The sequence below is a fragment of the Dechloromonas sp. ZY10 genome, assembly GCF_041378895.1.
GTDB lineage: Bacteria > Pseudomonadota > Gammaproteobacteria > Burkholderiales > Rhodocyclaceae > Azonexus > Azonexus aquae.
Window position 1 is genome coordinate 2,137,348 of the sequence record NZ_CP144212.1, and the last position, 19,733, is coordinate 2,157,080.

Genomic DNA, 19,733 nt, shown 5'->3' on the forward strand with positions numbered 1-19,733 from the left:
AGTTGATCAGAAATTGTCGTCGCCGCCTTCGGCGAGCAGACGTTCGGCAGGCTTACGGCCAAACAGCCAGAACAGCGCCGGGGTGACAAAGGTGTCGAGCAGGGTCGAGCTGACCAGCCCGGAGAAAATCACCACCGCCACCGGGTGCAGGATTTCGGTCCCTGGCTGCTCGGCCTCGAATAGCAGCGGTGCCAGTGCAAAGGCGGCCACCAGCGCGGTCATCAGCACCGGCGCCAGGCGCTCCAGCGAGCCGCGCACAATCATCAGCACGCCGAAGACCTCGCCTTCGAAACGCATCAGGTTGAGGTAATGGCTGATTTTGAGAATGCCGTTGCGGGTGGCGATCCCGGCCAGCGTGATGAAGCCGATCAGCGCCGCGACCGACAGCGGCTGCCCCGACAGCCACAGCCCAATCACGCTGCCGACCAGCGCCAGCGGTACGTTGGCCATGATCAGCGCGGCGAGCACGCCGGAGCGGTAGCGGCTGTAGAGGACCATGAAGATCAGCAGCGCCGACCCCAGCGCCAACAGGGAAATCAGCCGCGCCGCCTCTTCCTGCGCCTGGAACTGGCCACCGAGGGTGATGAAATAGCCCTCCGGCAACGGGAAGGCGGCAACCGCGCCGCGTAACTCGTCGACCACGTCGGACAAGGCCCGGCCCTGGACGTTGGCCGAGATCACGATCCGCCGCCGGCCTTCGTCGCGGGTGATCTGGTTCGGCCCGTCGGCGTCCTCGATGCTGGCCAGCTTGGATAGCGGCACGCGGCCGCCCGGGGTTTCGATCAGCAGCTTGTCCAGCCCTTCGAGCGAACGCCCGCGTTCCGGCAGGCGGACGACCAGGTCGAAACGGCGGTTGCCTTCGACGATCTGGGTCACCTTCTCGCCATCGACCAGGGTCTGCAGGCTGCGCGTCAGTTGCGCGGTCGAGATCCCGTAGCGGGCGGCGGCGTCGAAATCGACGCGCACCTTGATCTGCGGCGCCAGCACCTGCTTTTCGATTTCCAGATCGGCCATCCCGGGAATCCGCGCCAAGCGCTCGCGCAGCAAGCCAGCCTGCGAACGCAGGGTATCGAGGTCTTCGCCGAACAGCTTGATCGCGATCTGTGCGCGGACACCGGAAAGCATGTGGTCGATGCGGTGGGCAATCGGCTGGCCGAGGCTGAGGCTGGCCGGCAGGTCCTTGAGGCGCTGGCGGATGTCGGCATAGACCGCCTCCTTGGGCCGCCCGCCCGGCTTCAGCTTGATCTCGAACTCGGTCACATGCACGCCTTCGGCATGCTCGTCGAGCTCGGCCCGCCCGGTCCGCCGACCCATGTGCTGGATTTCCGGCAGGCCGCGCAGGGCCTGTTCCGCCGCACTGGCGATGCGGATCGACTCGGACAGCGTGGCCCCGGGATTGAGACGCAGGCCGAGGGTGATCGAGCCTTCGTTGAACGGCGGCAGGAAGGTGGTCGGGAAGAACGGCACCGCCGCCGTCGCCAGTACCACGGCCACCGCCGCCGCAGCGACCGGCCCCTTCGGGGCGGCGAGAACGGCCTGCAGGGCGCGTTGGTAATGCCCCTTGAGCCAGAGCAGCAGCCGCGTTTCCCCATGCGCCTCGCGGACCAGGGCCGGCAACAGCAAGGAAGACAGCACCGGTGTCACCAGCACCGAGACCGCCAGCGAGGCCAGGATCGCAACGATGTAGGCGACGCCGAGCGGCACAAACAACCGCCCTTCGATTCCCGGCAGCGCGAACAGCGGCACGAACACCAGCGCGATGATCAGGGTCGCGTAGACAATCGCGGTGCGCACTTCCAGCGAGGCGGCGATCACCGTTTCGCGCAGCGAGTAGGCGACGCCGTTCGCGGTTTGGTTGGCAGCTTTCTCCTTCAGCCGGCGCAGGATGTTCTCGACATCGACCACCGCATCGTCGACCAACTCGCCGATGGCAATCGCCAGCCCGCCCAGGGTCATGGTGTTGATCGACAGCCCCAGCCATTTGAAGACCAGGATCGCGGTCAGGATAGACAGCGGGATCGCGGTCAGCGAAATCAGCATGGTGCGGAAGTTGCCGAGGAAGAAGAAGAGCACGCCGGCAACGAAGCACGAGGCGAGCAGCAGCTTCATCTGCAGGTTGCCGAGCGAGGCCTCGATGAAATCGGCCTGACGGAAGATCACCTGCGGCGCACTCATCCCGGCCGGGACGCTGGTCTTCAGTTCGGCCAGCGCATTTTCCAGGCGCCGGGTCAAGTCGACCGTGTCGGCCGTCGGCTGCTTCTGAATACTCAGGATCACCGCCGGCGTACCGCCCTCGGCATCGGCAAAACCGCCGTCGCCGCGCTTGATCGCCGCCGCGAAGCCGACCTCGGCGACCTGCCGGAGCAGGATCGCCTGGGCGTCGCGGGCGGTCAGCGCCAGATTGCGCAGATCGTCGAGACGAGCGCTACGGCCGAGGTGGCGGATCAGGTATTCGCGGCCGTTGAGTTCGAGGAAGCCGCCCGAGGTGTTGGCGGCAAAGCCGCGCACGGCGTCCTCGATCTGCGCCAGCGAAATGCCCAGCGTCGCCATCTTCTGGGTATCCGGCTGAACCTGGAACTGGCGCACTTCGCCACCGATCGGGATCACCTGCGAGACGCCGGCAATCGCCATCAACCGGGGCCGCAGCACCCAGTCGGCGTATTCGCGGGCGGCCTTGGGATCGGCCTCGACGCCGGGCTGGGCACTGCGGATCGGAATCGCCACCAGCATGATCTCGCCCATGATCGACGAGACCGGCCCCATGCGCGGCTGGCTACCGGGTGGCAGGCTTGCCTCCATCGCGCTCAAGCGTTCGCTGACCATCTGACGGGCGCGATAGACGTCGACGCTCCAGTCAAAGGTGAGATAGACGAAGGACAGGCCGGCGCTCGAAATCGAGCGCACGTTGGCGATCCCCGGCAGGCCGCTCATCGCGGTTTCGAGCGGGAAACTGAGCAGTTGCTCGACCTCTTCCGGCGCCATGCCGCCGGCTTCGGTCATCACCGTCACCGTCGGCTTGTTGAGGTCGGGAAAGACGTCGACCGGCAAGCGGGTTGCCTGCACCGCGCCCCAGACCATCAGCACGACGGCAGCGACCAGCACGAACAGACGACTGCCCAGGCTTTTTTCGACTAACCATTGAAACATCGCTCGCTCCTTACCGGATTTGCGCAATCAGGCTGGCACCCTGCACCACCACCCGTTCGCCGGCCTTGAGGCCACCGGTGACCAGGACGCGCACGCCGTCGAGCGGCTCGCTACGGATCGGCCGCGCCTCGAAACGTTCGGGCGCGGTCTTGACCCAGACCACCACCTGGTTGGCTGTATTGCGGGCCAATGCGCTTGCCGGCAAGGGCAAGCCGCTCACGGTCGACTTCAGTTTGACCAGAACTTTCACCGGCAAGCCAAGCGGCAAGGACAGCGCAGCCCCGGCCGCATGATTCTCGAAAATCAGCGGCAAGGCCTGCTCGCGCAGACGCCGAGGTGCGCCGACAAAATTCAATTCGACCGCACGCTGCCGGCCCCCATCGCCGACGGTAACCGTAGCGGCGGCCACCTGATCGAGCGGAAGCGGATCAAAAGCCGTCGCCTCGATATGCAGACTATCGGGGTCAATCACCTCGAAAATCAACTCCTTGGGCTCAACTACCTGCCCGACCACGGCGTTGCTCGCGGCAAGTACGCCGCCCACTGGCGCGATCAGCGCCTCGCGCCCGGAAAGCCCGCCACCGACGGCGGCAATCCTCCCCTTGAGGCTGGCCAACTCGCTTTCGGCAGCATCAATATCCTTCCTCGGCACGGTATCGGCCAGTTCCTTGAGCCGGGCGACGCGCCTTTCGGCCAAACCGAGGCTGGCCTTCAGTTCGGCCAGCAGCGCCGACTGGTTGGAACGCTCGATGGCCCCCGAGGCTGGCACCACCCAGGCCAGAACCTCGCCCTTCTTGACCTTGCTACCGGCGGCCGGCAAGCCATGCGCTCCGGCCGCCTCGATCCGCCCGGGAATCATTGCCTGGACACGACCGCCGACGTGCGGATCCATGATTACCCGGCCCGGCAATTCAAACGTGCGCGGCAGGCTTTCTTCGGCCACGCGGACGGTCAACACCCCCATCCCGCGTTGTGCCGACTTGGGCAGGAAGACCGCGCCATCGGGCAAGCGCTGCGGCGCATTGCCGGGTGCCGACTGGATTTTCTTCTCGTCACCATGTTCATGACCCTCGTGCGCCGCCAGCGGCAGCGCGAAGCCAGCGCACAGAATGGCGGTCAACAAGGCAGCAGTTACGCACGGCCGTTTGCTTGAATGGTTCATGCGGCACCTCCACGGCGCTGACGCAGAATCCGCTGCCGCCCCCAGCGCAAACCCAGGATGCCGAGCAGCAAACCGCCCAGCATCCAAAAACCGGTAGCCAAGCCACCGGTCAACTCGAATTCCACGGTCGACGCCGCAGCAGCGGCATTTTCGACCTGCAGTTCGCCAGCCAGCAGGTCGCTGTCTTCACCGGCGATCAGGGTCAGCGCCAGCGGATGATGACCAACGGCACGCAAGGGCTGCAGCCACTCGCGGTCGGCGATCAGGTAGTCGCCGTGCTCGGGGCGAAACAGCGCCTTGGCGGTTTTACCGGCGCGCTCGACTTCCAGCGTCGCACCAAGGACCGGCGCATTGGTATCGGCGCGGTCTATCCACCAGACCAGGCCTTCGTCGCCCAGCCGGCCAACCGCCTCGAAGGACTCGCTTTCGATCACGACCAGCGGCGTTACCGCTGCGGCCGCTGCCGACGCAGCGCCGGCCAGCACCGACCGGGACAGCAGCGCAGCCACGGTCAACCACAAAAAAATCCGGAATTTCATTTTGTTCGCTCCTTATTCAGGCAACAGGCCGAGGCTCTGCCGCCATTGCGAAATGCCCTGTGCCAAGGCAATCCGCGCCCGGCCCAAGGCCCGCTCCGCCTCAAACGCCTCAGCCTCGATCCGCAAGCGGGTCGGCAAGTCGCTTTCGCCAAGGCGGAAGGATTTGTCGTAGAAGGCGCGGTTTTCCCGCGCCAGTGCCGCCCGGCTTTCGGCGGCTGCCAGTTGTTGCCGCGCCGCTGCCACCTGACTGGCGGCCAGTTCGCCTTCGTAGCCGAGGCGTTCCTGCAGACGTTGCGCCTCGCCCTGCAGCTCCAGGGCTTCGGCACGAGCGGTAGCAATCCGCGCTTCCTGACGCGGCCCGGCCCCGAACGGCAGACGCAGCGACAGCGCCCAGGTCTGGTCGACCGCTTCGCCGCTGGCGCCGCGATCACGCCGGGTCGACAAGGCGATTTCGGGATTGGCTCGGGTTTGCTGGCGCGCCAGTTCAACTTCGGCGTCAGCCCGCTGCGCCCGGGCTTGCAACTCGAGCCACTGCGGATGCTGATCGGCCGCGAGCACGCCACCTCCCGCCGGCAGCGGCTCGGCTGCTGCGCCGGCCAGCGCCTCGGGCAAGCGACTGCCGGTCAGGTTGCGCAAACGGAAGGCAGCCAGCGCGGCGGCGCTACTCACTTCGGCGGCCTGTGCCTCGGCCTGCGCCAGCGCGCCGGCAGCGGCATTCAGGTCAGCCCGCGACAGATCGCCAGCGCGAAAGCGTCGCGCCACATCGTCACGCAGACGGGTCGCCGCTGCCACCCGCTCGCTGGCCAAGGCCACTTCGTTATGCGCCGCTTGCCAGGCCCACCAGGCCTCGCGCAAGACCTGCGCCAATTGCAGACGTAAGGCTTCGCTGCGGCGATCGACTGCCGCCACTGAAGCAGCGGCAAGGTTCTGGCTGGCATCGCGCTCGCCGGGTAGCCACAGCGGCAGCGCCAGACCGAGCTCTTGCTCGACGGCGCCGCGATTGCGGTTGAAACGGTCGCTACGGGTGCCGACTTCAAGACTGGGTGGCGCCGCAGTCCAAGCAGCGGCAACCTGTTGCTGCGCCTGCGCCGCCCGGGCCCGCTCGCCCAGAGCTGCGGCCACCGGCTGGCGTTCCCAGGCAGCGGCGAAGGCCTGTGCCAGAGGGGTTGCGGCCTGCGCCGGCAAGCCGGGCAAAACCATCAGTAAAAACAAGCAGGTGCGTTGAATGGCGCCGCAAGCGGCGCTGATTGTAAAACGCATGGGGAATTCCTCCGGTTGTTGAACAGAACAACCGGCGGCATGCCGCGCTCCCGGTCAGACCGGGAACCGCACCAAGCGCCTGCAGAGCAGGACCGGGCGCAGCAAAAACGGGAAAAAGCGAGGGATGCCGCCGCCGATCAGGCGGCGAGGCGGGGCGGGCGTTCCAGCCCTTCGGGAATACGCGACGAGAACGGGCCGCTGTCACGCGCAACCGGCAAGGAGGCAGCTTGGGGCAAAGCCAGGCGACCGACTTCGCCAACCCCTCCCAGCAAATGCCCGAGGACATGGCCGGGGCAGCAATGGTGGCTGAGATCGCTGGTAGCGCCAGCCTCGTCGTTCTGGACGTGGCCGTGGCATTCGCCATCGGTAGCCGCCACCAGCCGCATCGCGGCGGCATCGTCGTGCGGCAGGCTGCCTTCGACAATCTCCCAGCCGAAAGACGGCGAGAACACGGTCGCCAGCATCACCATGAGGAGAATGCGCGACAACATGCGGGAGAAGGTCGGAACGAAACGCAACATGGGGCGAACTATAAACCAGCTCGGCAACAAATGAAAATGACTCGCATCAAGTCAGACGCCGGCGCAGGGCTTCGAACAGGCAGACCGCAGCGGCCGCAGCGACATTCAGCGACTCGACCGCGCCCGGCATCGGAATACGGATGCGCAAAGCGGCGGCGGCGATCAGTTCCGGGCGCACGCCCTGCCCTTCGGCGCCGAAAATCCAGGCCAGCGGCCCTTGCCAATCGGCGGCGTACAGTGAAGTCGCGCCGTCGAGACAGGTCACCGCCGTGGTGCCGTTATAGCTGTCGACAAAAGCGGCGAGGTCGGCCTCTTCGACGATGTCGAGGACGAAATGCGCGCCCTGCCCGGCGCGTAGCACCTTGGGCGACCAGGCGCTGGCACAGCCTGGCCCGAGCAGCGCCTGTTTGACACCAGCCGCCGCCGCCGTGCGCAGCAAGGTGCCGACGTTGCCGGGGTCCTGCACGCCGTCGAGCAGAATTGCATCCGCGTCGAGGTCGACCGTGGTCGCATCCGCTGCCGGCAGCGGCACCACCGCCAGCACCCCGCTCGGGGTATCAACCAGCCCGAGTTCGCGCAGCAGCGCATCGGCCAGCACCACCGGCGGCGTTTTCACGGTCAACGCGGCAATTTCGGGATTTTCCAGCGCCGCTTCGGCGACCACCAGGGTTTCAACCGGCCCCCGTGCTGCCTCCCAAGCGGTGACCAGATGCGCGCCGTCGAGCAGGGTCAGGCCACGCTTGCGCCGCTCGCGCCCGGATTCGGCCAGCTTTTTCAGCTGCTTGTAGAAGGCGTTGTCACGCGACTGGATCAGCTTCATCGCTTACAGCAGCGACAACTGCCGGGCGACCGGCCCGAAGCTCTTGCGATGCACCGGCGAGGCGCCGTGGGCGGCCAGCGCGGCACAATGCGCGGCGGTCGGGTAGCCCATGTGACGGGCAAAACCGTATTGCGGATAGAGCGCATCGAGTTCGAGCATGCCGGCATCGCGCACGGTCTTGGCCAGGATCGACGCCGCAGCGATTGAGGCAATCTTGCCGTCGCCCTTGACCACGGCCTCTACCGGAATCGCCAGCTTGGGGCAACGATTGCCATCGACCAGCGCTGCCTCGGCCGCGACCGGCAAGCCGGCCACCGCCCGCTGCATCGCCAGCATCGTCGCGTGCAGGATATTGAGGCGGTCGATTTCCTCAACGCTGGCTTCGGCCACCGCCCAGGCCAGCGCCTTGGCGCGGATTTCGTCGGCGAGGACGAGGCGCTTCTTTTCCGAGAGCTTTTTCGAGTCGTTGAGCCCGGCAATCGGCCGCGCTGGATCGAGAATCACCGCCGCCGCGACCACCGGCCCGGCCAGCGGCCCGCGCCCGGCTTCGTCGATACCGCAAACCAGACCGACGGGGACGATCAGTTCAGGCATGCGATCACCGCCCGCGCCGCCGTTTCGGCGTTGTTCTGGCGCAATTGCAGATGAATGTCGGTGAACGCTTCCTCGATTTCCTCGGCTTTGTCCTTGTCGGCGTAAAGCGCCAGCAAGTGCTCGGCAAGCTTTTCCGGATTGGCGTCGTCCTGCAGCACTTCGGGCACCACGAAACGGCCGGCGAGCACATTGGGCAGACCGACGTAGGGCAGATACGCCATCCGCTTCATCAGCCAGTACGAGAATCTGGCGATCTTGTAGGTGATCACCATCGGCCGCTTGTACAGCGCTGCTTCCAGCGTCGAGGTACCGCTCTTGACCAGCGCCACGTCGCAAGCCCCCAGCGCGTCCTGGGCATGGCCGAAGAGCAGGCGGAAAGGCAGGTCGCCGGCCTTCTCTTCATAGATCGCCATCTCGAACTGCAGGCGGGTTTCGCGAGTCGCCAGCGGAACAACGAACTGGGCATTCGGCAGTTGCTCGCGGATACGCTGCGCGGTCTGGACAAAGGTTGCCGCCATTTGCGTCAACTCGCCGCGCCGGCTACCCGGCAGCATGGCGAAAATCGGGATGTCGCGCGGTAACTGCAACTTGTCGCGAACCAGATTGCGATTGACCTCCAGCGGAATCGTGTCGGCCAGCGGGTGCCCGACGTAGGTCACCGGTATCCCCGCCTGTTCGTAAATCGGTGGTTCCATCGGGAACAGCGCAAGCACGCGGCTGACGGCCTTGCCGATCTTCTTGATCCGGCCACCGCGCCAGGCCCAGATCGACGGACTGACATAGTGGATGGTCTTGATTCCGGCGCGCTTCAGATCGTTTTCCAGCCCCAGGTTGAAGTCCGGCGCATCGACACCAATGAAGATGTCCGGCTTGTCACGCAGCAGGCGCTTCTTCAACTGCCGGCGAATCCCGGCAATCTCGCGGTAATGCTTGAGCGCATCCCAGTAGCCCATCACCGACAAGGTGTCCATCGGCCACCAGGTGTCGAGCCCTTGCGCCTGCATCTTGGGGCCGCCAATACCGACGAATTCAACCGCCGGCAGACGCGCCTTGAGCGCGGCCATCAAATGGCTGGCAAGCAGGTCCCCGGAGGCCTCGCCCGCCACCAGTGCGATACGAACCCGGCCCTGCATCAGCGAATAATGCCCCGCTTGGAGACTTCGAGAAAATCAACAAAGCGCTGAACATCGGGCTGGCTCTTGGCGTCCTCGGCCAGCTTGACCTTGGCCTCTTCCAGCATCAGGCCGGATTTGTACAGGGTGCGGTAGGCGCGCTTCAGCGCCAGCAGCGAATCGGCATGGAAGCCGCGCCGCTTGAGGCCTTCGACGTTGATTCCGTAAGGCTGGGCGGTGTTGCCTGCGGCCATCAGGTATGGCGGCACATCCTGCAGGATCACCGTGCCGACAGCAGTCATCACGTGCGCGCCGATGCGGCAGAACTGGTGCACGCCGGTAAAGCCGCCGAGAATCGCCCAGTCTTCGATGGTGACGTGACCGGCCAGCTGCGAATTGTTGGCGAAGGTGCATTTGTTGCCGACCACACAGTCGTGCGCGATATGCACGTAGGCCATGACCCAGTTGTCGTCGCCGATGCGGGTCACGCCCTGATCCTGCACGGTACCGAGATTGAAAGTACAGAATTCGCGGATGGTGTTGCGGTCGCCGATTTCCAGCCGCGTCGGTTCACCGGCGTATTTCTTGTCCTGCGGCACTTCGCCGAGCGAACAGAACTGGAAGATGCGGTTGTCGCGGCCGATCCGGGTATGGCCCTTGATCACGGTGTGCGGACCGATCACGGTGTTGTCACCGATCTCGACGTGCGGACCGATGATCGCGTAAGGACCGATCTCGACGTTGGCACCGATCCTGGCGCCGGGATCGACAATGGCAGTCTGGTGAATCATTTTACAGATCCCGCTTGGCACACATCAGCTTGGCTTCGGCGACGATCTGGCCATCGACCCGGGCTTCGGCCTTGTACTTCCAGATTCCGCGCATCTGCCGCTCGACTTCGACATGCAGGTGCAACTGATCGCCCGGCATCACCGGCTTCTTGAAACGACATTCGTCGATCCCGACAAAGTAGAACACCGAATTGGGATCGGGCTTGCTTTCCATGGTCTTGAACGACAGGATGCCGGCGGCCTGGGCCAGGGCTTCCATGATCAGCACGCCGGGCATCACCGGATGATGCGGAAAGTGGCCGACAAAGAACGGCTCGTTGATGCTGACGTTCTTGTAGGCATGAATCGACTTGCCGACTTCGTAGCTGACGACGCGGTCGACCAGCAGGAAGGGATAACGGTGCGGCAGGTGTTCGAGAATTGCGTGAATGTCCATTTCCATGGCAAACCCCTTGATAGATCTTTAGTTTTTATTCTGCATCCGGCACGCTGCCGGCCTGCAGTTGCTTTTCAATGGCGGCAAGACGCTCGGCCAAGCGCGGCAGGCGCCGCACCAGCGACGCGTTGCGCGCCCATTCGTCGTGTTCGTCGAGCGGGAACAGGCTGGTATAGACCCCCGGTTCCTTGATGCTCTTGGTCACGAAGGAGCCGCCGGAAACCGTGGTTCCTGGCGCCAGCGACAAATGCCCAGCGAGCATCGCGGCGCCGCCGACGACGCAGTGATCGCCGAGGGTGACGCTGCCGGCGATCCCGGCACACCCGGCGATCACGCTGTGCGCACCGATCCGGCAGTTGTGGGCAATCTGTACCTGATTGTCGATCTTGCAGCCGTCACCGATCACGGTGTCGTCGAGCGCACCACGGTCGACCGTGGTATTCGCACCGATTTCAACATCGTTACCGATCACGACGACGCCGACCTGCGGAATCTTGACCCAGGCACCGGCATCGGGAGCAAAACCGAAGCCGTCGGCCCCGATCACCGCGCCACTGTGAATGATTGCCCGCTCGCCAATGCGGCAGCCGCGATAGACACTGACCCGAGGGTAAAGCAGCGAACCGGCACCGATCTCGACGTCATCCTCGATCACACAGCCGGCACGGATTACCACGCCTTCACCCAAGCGGACATGACGCCCAATGCAAACGCCGGGACCGATGCTGACGGAAGCTGGCAGTGGCGACTCGACCACTGCCGAAGGGTGAATTCCGGGCGGCACTGCCGGCGGCGGGTTGAGCATGGCAGCAACCCGGGCGTAGGCCGCGTATGGATTGGCAATCACCAGACGGGGGCCGGTAAAGGCATCGGCGACCTTGGGCGACAGAATCACCGCTGCCGCCGTGGTCGTTGCCAACTGGCTGCGATATTTGGGATTGGCGAGAAAGGCAATTTCCTCGGCACCGGCCGACGCCAGCGTCGCGACCCGACGAATCCGGGTTGCGCCGTCACCAAGTACATCGCCGCCCAGGCGGGCGGCGATCTCGGCAAGCGTCAGGACGATCCCGCCGGAATCCGGCATTACTTGCCGTCCGCGAGCGCCTTGATCACGCGCTCGGTGATGTCCAGGCGCGGGCTGACCCAAACCACATCCTGCAGGATCAGGTCATACTTTTCGGCTTCGGCGATCTGTTTGATGGCCTTGTTGGCCTTCTCGATCACGGCGGCGTTTTCCTCGTTCTGACGCAGGTTCAGGTCTTCGCGGAATTCGCGCTGACGGCGCTGGAATTCACGCGACAGTTCGCCGAACTCCTTCTCCTTGGCGCGACGCTCGCTCTCGGACATCGTCACCGCGTTCTTCTCGAGGTTTTCCTGCAGGCCCTGCAGTTGCTTGGCCATCCGCTGCAGTTCCTGGTCGCGCTTGGAAAATTCGCTTTCCAGCTTCTTGGCAGCCTTCTGCGCAGCCGGAGCATCGCGGAAAATGCGCTGGGTATTGACGTAACCGATCTTGACTTCAGCAGCCGCAACGCTGCCGGCAAACAGTGCCGGGATCAGCGAAGCCAGAACGAGAGACTTGATTTTCAACTTGATACTCCTGGATCAAAAAGTGGTGCCCATCTGGAACTGGAAGGTTTCCGACTTGTCGCTTTCCTTCTTGTTCAGGGGCATACCAATACTGAACTTCAACGGCCCGATGGGTGAGACCCACGCGGCCGACAGACCGGCAGAATACCTCAATTGCCCCAGATCGAGTCGATCAGAACTGCCATAAACCTGGCCACCATCGACAAAAGCCCCCATCCGGAAGGACTTGTCCATGCCCGGCAAGGACCACAGGATTTCGGCCGTACCGACGACGCGGCGATTACCGCCGATGCGGTACTCGTTACCGTTATCGCGGATCAACGGCCCCAGCGAGGAGGTCTTGAAACCGCGCACCGAAGTCACACCGCCAGCATAGAAATTCTTGAAGAAAGGCAACTCCTTGCCCCCGTACCCATTTGCATAGCCGACCTCACCGTTAAGCATCAGGGTAAAGGTCTTGGTCAGCGGGAAGAATTGCTGCCATTGGAAATTGGCGCGGTAATAGGTGAGATCGCCGCCCGGCACCGCAACCTCCAGGCCGGCACGCTTGAACGCACCGCTGGTCGGGAAGAAAAAGCTGTCCTTACCGTCACTCACCCAACTGACGGTGAGGGGAACGGAAAGATTGGTATCGCCGTTTTTACGGACGAAATCCTTGTAGTAAATCGGACTGTCGTCGTAAGTGGTGATGGAAGTGGAATCAAGGCCGACCCCCACCCCGATCGACTCCTTTTCGCCGATCGGGAAACCGAAGCGCAACGCGCCGCCGGTAGACTGGGTGGTGTAATTGGCAATTGCCGTGGTCGCCGCATTGAAAGTGCGGTGATAGATGTCATACCCCTGACTGATGCCATCAACGGTGAAATAGGGGTTGGTATACGAGAAAACGTAAGTACGATAGGTCTTGGCCGAATTCACCTGCATGGTCACGTTGTTACCGCTGCCCATGAAGTTGTTCTGCGAAATCGAACCGGAAAGGATGATCTTGTCGGTGCTCGACGTCCCCACCCCGAGCATCAAACTGCCAGTGGGCTTTTCGGTGACCTTGACGTTGACATCGACCTGGTCGGAAGTGCCAGCCACCGCCGGAGTCTCGACGTTTACATCGGTAAAGAAGCCGAGTCGGTCAAGCCGCATCTTGGAATTGCTGACCTTGTCGGCATCGTACCAACCGCCTTCCATCTGCCGTAATTCACGGCGTACCACCTCGTCGCGGGTCTTGGTATTGCCGGTGACATTGATACGCCGGACATAGACGCGCTTGCCCGGGTCGATGAAAACGGTGAAGGCCACCAACCGCTTTTCCTTGTCGATTTCCGGTGCGGCATTGACGTTGGCGAAGGCATAACCCTCCTGCCCCAGACGTTCGCTGATTGCCTTGGTCGAATCATTCAGCTTTTCGCGCGAAAACACATCGCCGGGCGCGATCTTCATCAGTTTGCGGATTTCGCTTTCAGGAATCGAAAAATCCCCTGCCAGCTTGATCGAGGAAACCTGATAACGCTCGCCCTCATTCACGTTGATGGTGATGTATACGTCCTGCTTATCAGGAGAAATCGAAACCTGGGTGGACTCGACGTTGAACTCGAGATAGCCCTGATTCATGTAAAAGGACTTCAGCTTCTCCTGATCGGCTGACAGCTTCTGCCGGGAATACTGGTCATTTTTGCTGTACCAGGTCAGCCAGCCCGGGGTAGTCAGCGTAAATTGCTCAAGCAACTGTTTCTCGGAAAAGGCCTTGGCGCCGACAATCCCGATCTGCTTGATTTTGGCGATGGCGCCTTCATCGATCGCAAAATCGACACTGACCCGGTTGCGCTCCAGCGGCGTCACCGTGGTCCGGATTTCAACCGCATACTTGCCGCGGGTCAGGTACTGTCGCTTGAGCTCCTGCTCGGCTTTTTCCAGCAGAGCCCGGTCAAAAATGCGACCTTCTGCAATACCTGTTTCCTTGAGCGCCTTGGTAATAACATCCTTGTCGAACTCCTTGAGCCCGGAAAAGGCGATCCGGGCCACTGCCGGACGTTCCTGAACGACCACAACCAGAACACTGCCATCGATCTCGACGCGCACGTCCTTGAAAAACCCCGTGGCAAACAAGGCCTTGATCGATTCGGAAATCTTGTCGTCGCTGACGGTATCGCCGACCTTGACCGGCAGATAGCTGAAAACGGTACCGGCTTCGGTCCGCTGAATACCCTCGACCCGGATATCCTTGACAGTAAAAGGCTCAATCGCCATTACCGGCGTCGCAAACAGGCTGGCCAGCGCTACGGACAACAGGGTTTTTTTCATCATTCAGCCAGAAAACAGGCGATTCAGGTCGTTAAAAAGTGCAAAAGCCATCAGGACCAGCAGCACTGACAGCCCGATTTGCTGCCCGATCTGCATGGCGCGCTCGGAGAGCGGACGCCGCCTGACGACTTCGATCATATGATACATCAAATGCCCGCCATCCAGCACCGGTAGCGGCAGCAGATTGAGCACGCCAAGACTGACCGAGACCAGGGCCATGAATTTCAGATAATAATCCAGCCCAAGGCGAGCCGACTGGCCAGCATAATCGGCGATTGTCACCGGCCCGGAAAGATTTTTCAACGAAGCTTCCCCGATCAGCATCTTGCCCATCATCACCAGGCTGAAAACCGACTTTTCCCAGGTTTCATCGATCGCCCGAGTCATCGCCTCAAGCGGCCCGTGGCGGACGAAAGTGCGAAGTTCGCGCAGCCCCCCTTCCGGCTCGGCGACGGCGACCCCGATCTTGCCGACGGTGCGGCCGCGCTCGGAAACCTCGTCAGGAACCAGGTTGACCGTAAAAGTCTCGACGCCCCGCTGCACCTCCAGAGCCAGATTACGACCACCGGCATCACGTACAACGGCGACAAATTCGTGCCAGTACTCAACCGGCTGCTGCGCGACCGCAACAATTCGGTCGCCGCTCTGCAACCCGGCCTGCGCTGCCGGACCACCGGCAAGGACCTTGCCCAGCCGGGGCGGCAGGCGCGGGCGATACAGAGCCAGACCCAAGTGTTCAAAAGCGTCGCCTTGCCAGCCCTGATCGGCCACGGCTGCAAGATGAAGTCGCCGCAAGGCAATCTCGTGACGCTCGTTGATCACCTCCAGGTCGACGCTTTCACGGTCGACGGCGCGATTGAGCAAAATCCAGCGCAAGTCGGCCCAGGTCGCAACCGGTTGACCATCGACACTACGCACCTGCTCGCCATCCTGGAGGCCGGCCTGTGCAGCCGGGGTTCCGCCGGGCGGCTGCCCCAGTACCGGCAGCAACTCATTGCTACCGAGCATGAACACGCACCAGTAGAGCAATAGCGCGGCCAGGAAATTGGCCGCCGGACCGGCACCAACGATCAGGCTGCGCCGCCCTACCGACTGCCGGTTGAAACTACGGGATAACTCAGCGGGTGGCACCGTGCCTTCCCGCTCGTCGAGCATTTTGACGTAGCCACCGAGCGGCACCAGGCTGAGCGCCCACTCAGTCGCATCGGAACCGAAGCGGCGTTGCCAAACCACTGGGCCAAAACCGAGGGAAAAGCGGAGCACCTTGACCCCGCACCAGCGGGCGGCCAGGTAGTGACCAAGCTCATGAATGAAAACCAGGACTCCGATCACCACAACGAAGGCGGCGATGTAGAGCAACGGGGTATTCAGCGTATGCATCGGTCGCGCAGCAGACCTGCCGCCCGCTCACGGGCCTTTGTGTCAGCCGCGATGACATCGTCCAGACCATGCACTGGACACGCAGGCAAGGCGGCAAGCACAGCCTCGTTAAGAGCAGCGATACCCGGAAAGCTAAGCTGCCCATCGAGAAAAGCGGCCACCGCAACCTCGTTGGCGGCATTGAGGATGGCCGAAGCGGTACCGCCCTCGCGCAAAACCTGATAAGCCAGAGCCAGACAGGGAAAACGCTGAAAATCCGGCGCAAAGAAATCGAGGCGGCCAACCTTGAACAGATCCAGCGCCCCGACACCGGCTGCAATTCGCTCTGGCCAGGCCATCGCATAGGCAATCGGAGTTCGCATATCGGGGTTGCCGAGTTGCGCCAAAACCGAACCGTCAACGTACTGAACCGCAGAATGGATCACGCTTTGCGGATGCACCACCACCTGGATCATCTCCGGCGGCGCAGCAAACAACCAGTGCGCCTCGATGACCTCAAGCCCCTTGTTCATCATCGTTGCCGAATCAACCGAAATTTTGCGTCCCATGACCCAATTGGGATGGGCACAGGCTTGCTCCGGGGTGACGGAAGACAATTCGGCCAGCGGCTTTTCACGGAAAGGCCCGCCGGAAGCGGTAAGCAGGATTTTCTCGACGCCGCAAACCGCCAAGCCTCGTGAAAAATCAGCGGGCAACGCCTGGAAAATGGCATTGTGTTCGCTATCGACCGGCAACAAGGCTGCACCGTGCGTCTGCACTGCCTGCATGAACAGTTCGCCGGCCATCACCAGCACTTCCTTGTTCGCAAGCAACACCCGCTTGCCAGCACGCGCTGCCGCCAGGGTAGGTGCCAGGCCGGCAGCACCAACGATGGCCGCCATCACCATCTCGACTTCCGTGGCTGCCGCCATTTCGCACAAGGCCTCTATGCCGTAGCGAACTTCCGTCGACAAACCGGCGGCACAACAACGGGCCTGCAAATCCGCAGCCAGAATGGCATCGGCAACGACCGCAAACAGCGGACGAAACTCGCGGCATTGCTCAAACAACTTGTCGATCTGGCGATGCGCACAAAGGGCAAAAACGCCATAGCGATCGGGATGGCGGCGAATCACATCGAGGGTACTAACCCCGATTGATCCGGTCGATCCGAGAACGGTCAGCTGACGCACACTCATCCTGCGACACCTACGAACAGCAACCAAAGCAGCGCAGCAAACGGCAAGGTTGAAGTCAGGCTATCCACCCGGTCCAGCACCCCGCCATGACCAGGCAGGATATTGCTGCTGTCCTTGATTCCGGCTTGCCGCTTGAGCATTGACTCGAAGAGATCGCCAATGATGCTGACCACGGTCGTCAATAGCAGCAGCGGAGCCCACAACCAGGCTGGCAATAATTCGACACCTGCCAAAGCCGGCACTGCAAAACCATAGGCCAGCACCCCAAGCACTGCGCCAAAGGCACCTTCCCAGGTTTTACCGGGGCTGATGTTCGGCGCCAGCTTGCGGCGCCCGAACGCCCGACCACTGAAATAGGCGGCAATATCAGCCATCCAGACAACAGCCAGCACGGCCAGCAAAACACCAGGCCCCAAAGCACGCAACTGGACCATCGCCAACCAGGTTGGAAACAACAGGACTGCTCCGACCAGTAACCCGGGCACACCGGTCACACGCCATTTTCTGCGCAGCCAGAGGGGAACCACCACGCCCCAGAGTACGGCGGACGCACCGTAGGCCAGCCAGACCCAGTTCATCGCCGGGGTGAATTGCCCCACCCCCAGCGCAGCCGGATCAAACAGGGCCACCACCGCACAAAAAACCGCAAAGCCCACACCCAACCCGCGCCTGGCCGATGACTGCCAACCCAGCAAAGCCCCCCACTCCCAGGCAGCCACCCCAACTACGGCAGCCATCAGCAAGGCCCAACCGGCTTGCGGCAGAAAAAACAAGGATGGCAGCAGTAGCGCCAGCAAGGCCAACGCCGTAATCACCCGAGCCTTAAGCATCGGAAGTCCCCTGAAGTTGCTCGCTGGTCCGCCCGAACCGCCGTTCGCGAGTCTGGTAGGAGGCGATAGCCCGGTCAAATTCGGCCGTATCGAAATCCGGCCATAAAGTTGGGGTGAAATAGAGTTCGCTGTAAGCCAGTTGCCAGAGCAGGAAGTTACTGATCCGCTGCTCGCCTCCGGTGCGAATGAATAAATCGGGCTCCGGCGCAAAAGCCATTGCCAGCCAGGGTTCAAGATCGGACTCCAGCCAACCTGCGCGTTTATCGGGCTGGGCAGCCAGCATGCGGTTGGTTGCCTGCATGATGTCCCAGCGACCGCCATAGTTGGCCGCAATGGTGAGTTGCAAGCGGCTGTTGCCGGCAGTCCGCGCTTCGGCGGTACGGATCAATTCCTGCAAACGGGGCTCAAAACGCGAAAGGTCCCCGATGATGCGCAAGCGCACTCCATTTCGATCAAGCTTTTCAACTTCCTGCTCCAAAGCCTTGACGAACAACTGCATCAGCAGGGTCACCTCTTCCTGCGGTCGACGCCAATTTTCGGAAGAAAAGGCAAACAGGGTCAGATAGGAAATATTGCGCTCCAGACAGGCACGCACCATTTCGCGAACCAGTTCGACGCCCTTGATATGCCCGGCAACCCGAGGCAGGAAGCGCTTTTTGGCCCAACGGCCATTCCCGTCCATGATCACTGCAACATGGGCGGGAACAGCCGCGACGACCGGCACCTGGCGGGTGGAACTGGAGAACAGACCCATGCAGAGAAAAACCGGTCGGGATGGAGCGGGGGTTACCGGCTCAAACCTGCATCAGCTCGGCTTCTTTGGCCGCGAGCATCTTGTCGATCTCGGCGATGTGCTTGTCGGTCATCTTTTGCACGTCGTCCTGGGCGCGACGCTCATCATCCTCGGGAATTTCACCCTTCTTCAGTGCGTCCTTGAGATGATTATTGGCATCGCGACGGAGATTGCGGATTGCCACCTTGGCGCCTTCACCTTCCTGCTTGACCACTTTGGTCAAATCGCGGCGACGCTCTTCGGTCAGCATCGGCATCGGAACACGGATCAACTCGCCCTGGGTCGCCGGGTTAAGACCAAGATCGGAGTCGCGGATCGCTTTTTCGACCTTGCCAACCATGTTTTTTTCCCACGGCTGCACCCCAAGCGTACGGGAATCCACCAAAGTCACGTTGGCCACCTGATTCACCGGCACCGGCGAACCGTAATAATCAACCATCACGTGATCCAGCAGGCCGGTATGGGCACGGCCGGTACGCACTTTCTGAAGATCGTTCTTCAACGCCTCCAGAGTTTTCTGCATTTTGGTTTCGGTAGTCTTCTTGAGTTCGGCAATCATCTGTCTCTCCCTCAGCAATAGACCAGCGTACCTTCGTCTTCACCGCACACCACACGCTTCAGCGCGCCGGCCTTGAAGATCGAGAAGACGTTGATCGGCAATTTCTGGTCGCGACACAACGCAAAGGCGGTTGCATCCATGACCGCAAGATTTTTCGAGATCGCTTCATTGAAGCTGATCTTGTCGAAACGGGTAGCAGCCGGATCCTTTTTCGGATCGGCAGTGTAAATTCCGTCAACCTTGGTCGCCTTGAGCACGATCTCGGCGCCAATTTCCGAACCGCGCAAGGCTGCAGCAGTGTCGGTGGTGAAGAAGGGGTTACCGGTACCGGCACCGAAGATCACGATCTTGCCTTCTTCGAGGTAGCGGATGGCCTTGCCGCGAATGTACGGCTCGATCACCTGCTCGATATTCAGGGCTGACTGCACACGTGCATTCAAGCCGATTTGACGCATCGCATCGGACAACGCCATGGCGTTCATCACCGTCGCCAGCATGCCCATGTAATCAGCAGTAGCGCGATCCATCCCGGTGGCCGTACCGGCCATGCCACGGAAGATGTTGCCACCGCCGATCACCACACCGATTTCCACCCCCAGGTCGGCAACCGCCTTGATCTCACCGCAAATTTCCGAAATCACCTTGGGGTTGATGCCATAAGCATCAGAACCCATCAGGGCTTCGCCGGAAAGCTTAAGGAGAATGCGCTTGTACTTGGGAGTGGTCATC

19 protein-coding genes are annotated in these 19,733 nt (G+C 62.2%); all 19 read right to left on the reverse strand.

Annotated features, from left to right (window positions below; all coding sequences use genetic code 11):
- Window positions 1–6: 6 nt before the first annotated feature.
- The 19 genes from VX159_RS09775 to pyrH all read right to left on the reverse strand — a co-directional run bounded on the left by VX159_RS09775 (window position 7) and on the right by pyrH (window position 19,732).
- On the reverse strand, window positions 7–3,147 hold the full coding sequence (locus VX159_RS09775) for an efflux RND transporter permease subunit (RefSeq protein WP_371322701.1): 3,141 nt from the start codon (window positions 3,145–3,147) through the stop codon (window positions 7–9).
- A gap of 10 nt (window positions 3,148–3,157) precedes the next feature.
- Window positions 3,158–4,309: an efflux RND transporter periplasmic adaptor subunit gene (locus tag VX159_RS09780; protein ID WP_371322702.1), complete on the reverse strand. Its 1,152-nt coding sequence runs from the start codon at window positions 4,307–4,309 to the stop codon at window positions 3,158–3,160.
- The gene (locus VX159_RS09785; RefSeq protein WP_371322703.1) at window positions 4,306–4,848 is read right to left on the reverse strand and encodes a hypothetical protein; all 543 of its coding nucleotides are present in this window, start codon (window positions 4,846–4,848) and stop codon (window positions 4,306–4,308) included. Before VX159_RS09785 ends, VX159_RS09780 begins: the two co-directional genes overlap by 4 nt.
- Before the next feature lie 12 nt (window positions 4,849–4,860).
- Window positions 4,861–6,108 (reverse strand): TolC family protein, encoded by a 1,248-nt coding sequence (locus tag VX159_RS09790; RefSeq protein ID WP_371322704.1) that lies wholly within the window; start codon window positions 6,106–6,108, stop codon window positions 4,861–4,863.
- A 137-nt stretch (window positions 6,109–6,245) separates the two neighbouring features.
- Window positions 6,246–6,629 carry a hypothetical protein gene (locus tag VX159_RS09795; RefSeq protein WP_371322705.1) on the reverse strand — a complete coding sequence of 128 codons (384 nt, stop codon included), beginning with the start codon at window positions 6,627–6,629 and terminating at the stop codon, window positions 6,246–6,248.
- A gap of 46 nt (window positions 6,630–6,675) precedes the next feature.
- Window positions 6,676–7,449 (reverse strand): TrmH family RNA methyltransferase, encoded by a 774-nt coding sequence (locus VX159_RS09800; RefSeq protein ID WP_371322706.1) that lies wholly within the window; start codon window positions 7,447–7,449, stop codon window positions 6,676–6,678.
- Between the two features lie 3 nt (window positions 7,450–7,452).
- Entirely contained in the window at window positions 7,453–8,043 is a 591-nt protein-coding gene (rnhB, locus tag VX159_RS09805; protein ID WP_371322707.1) for a ribonuclease HII, read from the reverse strand.
- Entirely contained in the window at window positions 8,031–9,176 is a 1,146-nt protein-coding gene (gene lpxB, locus VX159_RS09810) for a lipid-A-disaccharide synthase (RefSeq protein ID WP_371322708.1), read from the reverse strand. Before lpxB ends, rnhB begins: the two co-directional genes overlap by 13 nt.
- The gene (gene lpxA, locus VX159_RS09815) at window positions 9,176–9,946 is read right to left on the reverse strand and encodes an acyl-ACP--UDP-N-acetylglucosamine O-acyltransferase (protein WP_371322709.1); all 771 of its coding nucleotides are present in this window, start codon (window positions 9,944–9,946) and stop codon (window positions 9,176–9,178) included. Before lpxA ends, lpxB begins: the two co-directional genes overlap by 1 nt.
- 1 nt (window position 9,947) lies before the next feature.
- Entirely contained in the window at window positions 9,948–10,382 is a 435-nt protein-coding gene (gene fabZ, locus VX159_RS09820; RefSeq protein WP_371325509.1) for a 3-hydroxyacyl-ACP dehydratase FabZ, read from the reverse strand.
- Window positions 10,383–10,416: 34 nt separating this feature from the next.
- Window positions 10,417–11,466, reverse strand: coding sequence for a UDP-3-O-(3-hydroxymyristoyl)glucosamine N-acyltransferase (gene lpxD, locus VX159_RS09825; RefSeq protein ID WP_371322710.1), 1,050 nt, complete (start codon window positions 11,464–11,466; stop codon window positions 10,417–10,419).
- Entirely contained in the window at window positions 11,466–11,975 is a 510-nt protein-coding gene (locus VX159_RS09830) for an OmpH family outer membrane protein (RefSeq protein ID WP_290896744.1), read from the reverse strand. Before VX159_RS09830 ends, lpxD begins: the two co-directional genes overlap by 1 nt.
- A 9-nt stretch (window positions 11,976–11,984) precedes the next feature.
- The gene (gene bamA / locus VX159_RS09835; RefSeq protein WP_371322711.1) at window positions 11,985–14,264 is read right to left on the reverse strand and encodes an outer membrane protein assembly factor BamA; all 2,280 of its coding nucleotides are present in this window, start codon (window positions 14,262–14,264) and stop codon (window positions 11,985–11,987) included.
- A 3-nt stretch (window positions 14,265–14,267) separates the two neighbouring features.
- Window positions 14,268–15,644, reverse strand: a complete 1,377-nt coding sequence (gene rseP / locus VX159_RS09840) for an RIP metalloprotease RseP (protein WP_371322712.1) — start codon at window positions 15,642–15,644, stop codon at window positions 14,268–14,270.
- Window positions 15,632–16,822: a 1-deoxy-D-xylulose-5-phosphate reductoisomerase gene (gene ispC / locus VX159_RS09845; RefSeq protein WP_371322713.1), complete on the reverse strand. Its 1,191-nt coding sequence runs from the start codon at window positions 16,820–16,822 to the stop codon at window positions 15,632–15,634. The genes rseP and ispC overlap by 13 nt, the downstream gene beginning before the upstream one ends.
- The gene (locus tag VX159_RS09850; protein WP_371322714.1) at window positions 16,819–17,652 is read right to left on the reverse strand and encodes a phosphatidate cytidylyltransferase; all 834 of its coding nucleotides are present in this window, start codon (window positions 17,650–17,652) and stop codon (window positions 16,819–16,821) included. Before VX159_RS09850 ends, ispC begins: the two co-directional genes overlap by 4 nt.
- The gene (uppS, locus tag VX159_RS09855; protein WP_371322715.1) at window positions 17,645–18,406 is read right to left on the reverse strand and encodes a polyprenyl diphosphate synthase; all 762 of its coding nucleotides are present in this window, start codon (window positions 18,404–18,406) and stop codon (window positions 17,645–17,647) included. The genes VX159_RS09850 and uppS overlap by 8 nt, the downstream gene beginning before the upstream one ends.
- A gap of 40 nt (window positions 18,407–18,446) precedes the next feature.
- Window positions 18,447–19,004 carry a ribosome recycling factor gene (gene frr / locus VX159_RS09860; protein WP_371322716.1) on the reverse strand — a complete coding sequence of 186 codons (558 nt, stop codon included), beginning with the start codon at window positions 19,002–19,004 and terminating at the stop codon, window positions 18,447–18,449.
- 11 nt (window positions 19,005–19,015) lie between these two features.
- A complete protein-coding gene (gene pyrH, locus VX159_RS09865) occupies window positions 19,016–19,732 on the reverse strand; it encodes a UMP kinase (protein ID WP_371322717.1) in 717 nt (238 codons plus the stop codon).
- Window position 19,733 lies beyond the last annotated feature (1 nt).

Excerpts from the sequence above, each read along its gene's own strand:
- VX159_RS09795 (WP_371322705.1), bottom strand. The coding sequence starts at position 6,629 with ATGTTGCGTTTCGTTCCGACCTTCTCCCGCATGTTGTCGCGCATTCTC.
- VX159_RS09850 (WP_371322714.1), bottom strand. The coding sequence starts at position 17,652 with ATGCTTAAGGCTCGGGTGATTACGGCGTTGGCCTTGCTGGCGCTACTG.
- rnhB (WP_371322707.1), bottom strand. The coding sequence starts at position 8,043 with ATGCCTGAACTGATCGTCCCCGTCGGTCTGGTTTGCGGTATCGACGAA.
- VX159_RS09775 (WP_371322701.1), bottom strand. The coding sequence starts at position 3,147 with ATGTTTCAATGGTTAGTCGAAAAAAGCCTGGGCAGTCGTCTGTTCGTG.
- lpxA (WP_371322709.1), bottom strand. The coding sequence starts at position 9,946 with ATGATTCACCAGACTGCCATTGTCGATCCCGGCGCCAGGATCGGTGCC.
- uppS (WP_371322715.1), bottom strand. The coding sequence starts at position 18,406 with ATGGGTCTGTTCTCCAGTTCCACCCGCCAGGTGCCGGTCGTCGCGGCT.
- VX159_RS09780 (WP_371322702.1), bottom strand. The coding sequence starts at position 4,309 with ATGAACCATTCAAGCAAACGGCCGTGCGTAACTGCTGCCTTGTTGACC.
- frr (WP_371322716.1), bottom strand. The coding sequence starts at position 19,004 with ATGATTGCCGAACTCAAGAAGACTACCGAAACCAAAATGCAGAAAACT.
- VX159_RS09790 (WP_371322704.1), bottom strand. The coding sequence starts at position 6,108 with ATGCGTTTTACAATCAGCGCCGCTTGCGGCGCCATTCAACGCACCTGC.
- bamA (WP_371322711.1), bottom strand. The coding sequence starts at position 14,264 with ATGAAAAAAACCCTGTTGTCCGTAGCGCTGGCCAGCCTGTTTGCGACG.
- pyrH (WP_371322717.1), bottom strand. The coding sequence starts at position 19,732 with ATGACCACTCCCAAGTACAAGCGCATTCTCCTTAAGCTTTCCGGCGAA.
- lpxB (WP_371322708.1), bottom strand. The coding sequence starts at position 9,176 with ATGCAGGGCCGGGTTCGTATCGCACTGGTGGCGGGCGAGGCCTCCGGG.
- rseP (WP_371322712.1), bottom strand. The coding sequence starts at position 15,644 with ATGCATACGCTGAATACCCCGTTGCTCTACATCGCCGCCTTCGTTGTG.
- lpxD (WP_371322710.1), bottom strand. The coding sequence starts at position 11,466 with ATGCCGGATTCCGGCGGGATCGTCCTGACGCTTGCCGAGATCGCCGCC.
- VX159_RS09800 (WP_371322706.1), bottom strand. The coding sequence starts at position 7,449 with ATGAAGCTGATCCAGTCGCGTGACAACGCCTTCTACAAGCAGCTGAAA.
- VX159_RS09785 (WP_371322703.1), bottom strand. The coding sequence starts at position 4,848 with ATGAAATTCCGGATTTTTTTGTGGTTGACCGTGGCTGCGCTGCTGTCC.
- ispC (WP_371322713.1), bottom strand. The coding sequence starts at position 16,822 with ATGAGTGTGCGTCAGCTGACCGTTCTCGGATCGACCGGATCAATCGGG.
- fabZ (WP_371325509.1), bottom strand. The coding sequence starts at position 10,382 with ATGGACATTCACGCAATTCTCGAACACCTGCCGCACCGTTATCCCTTC.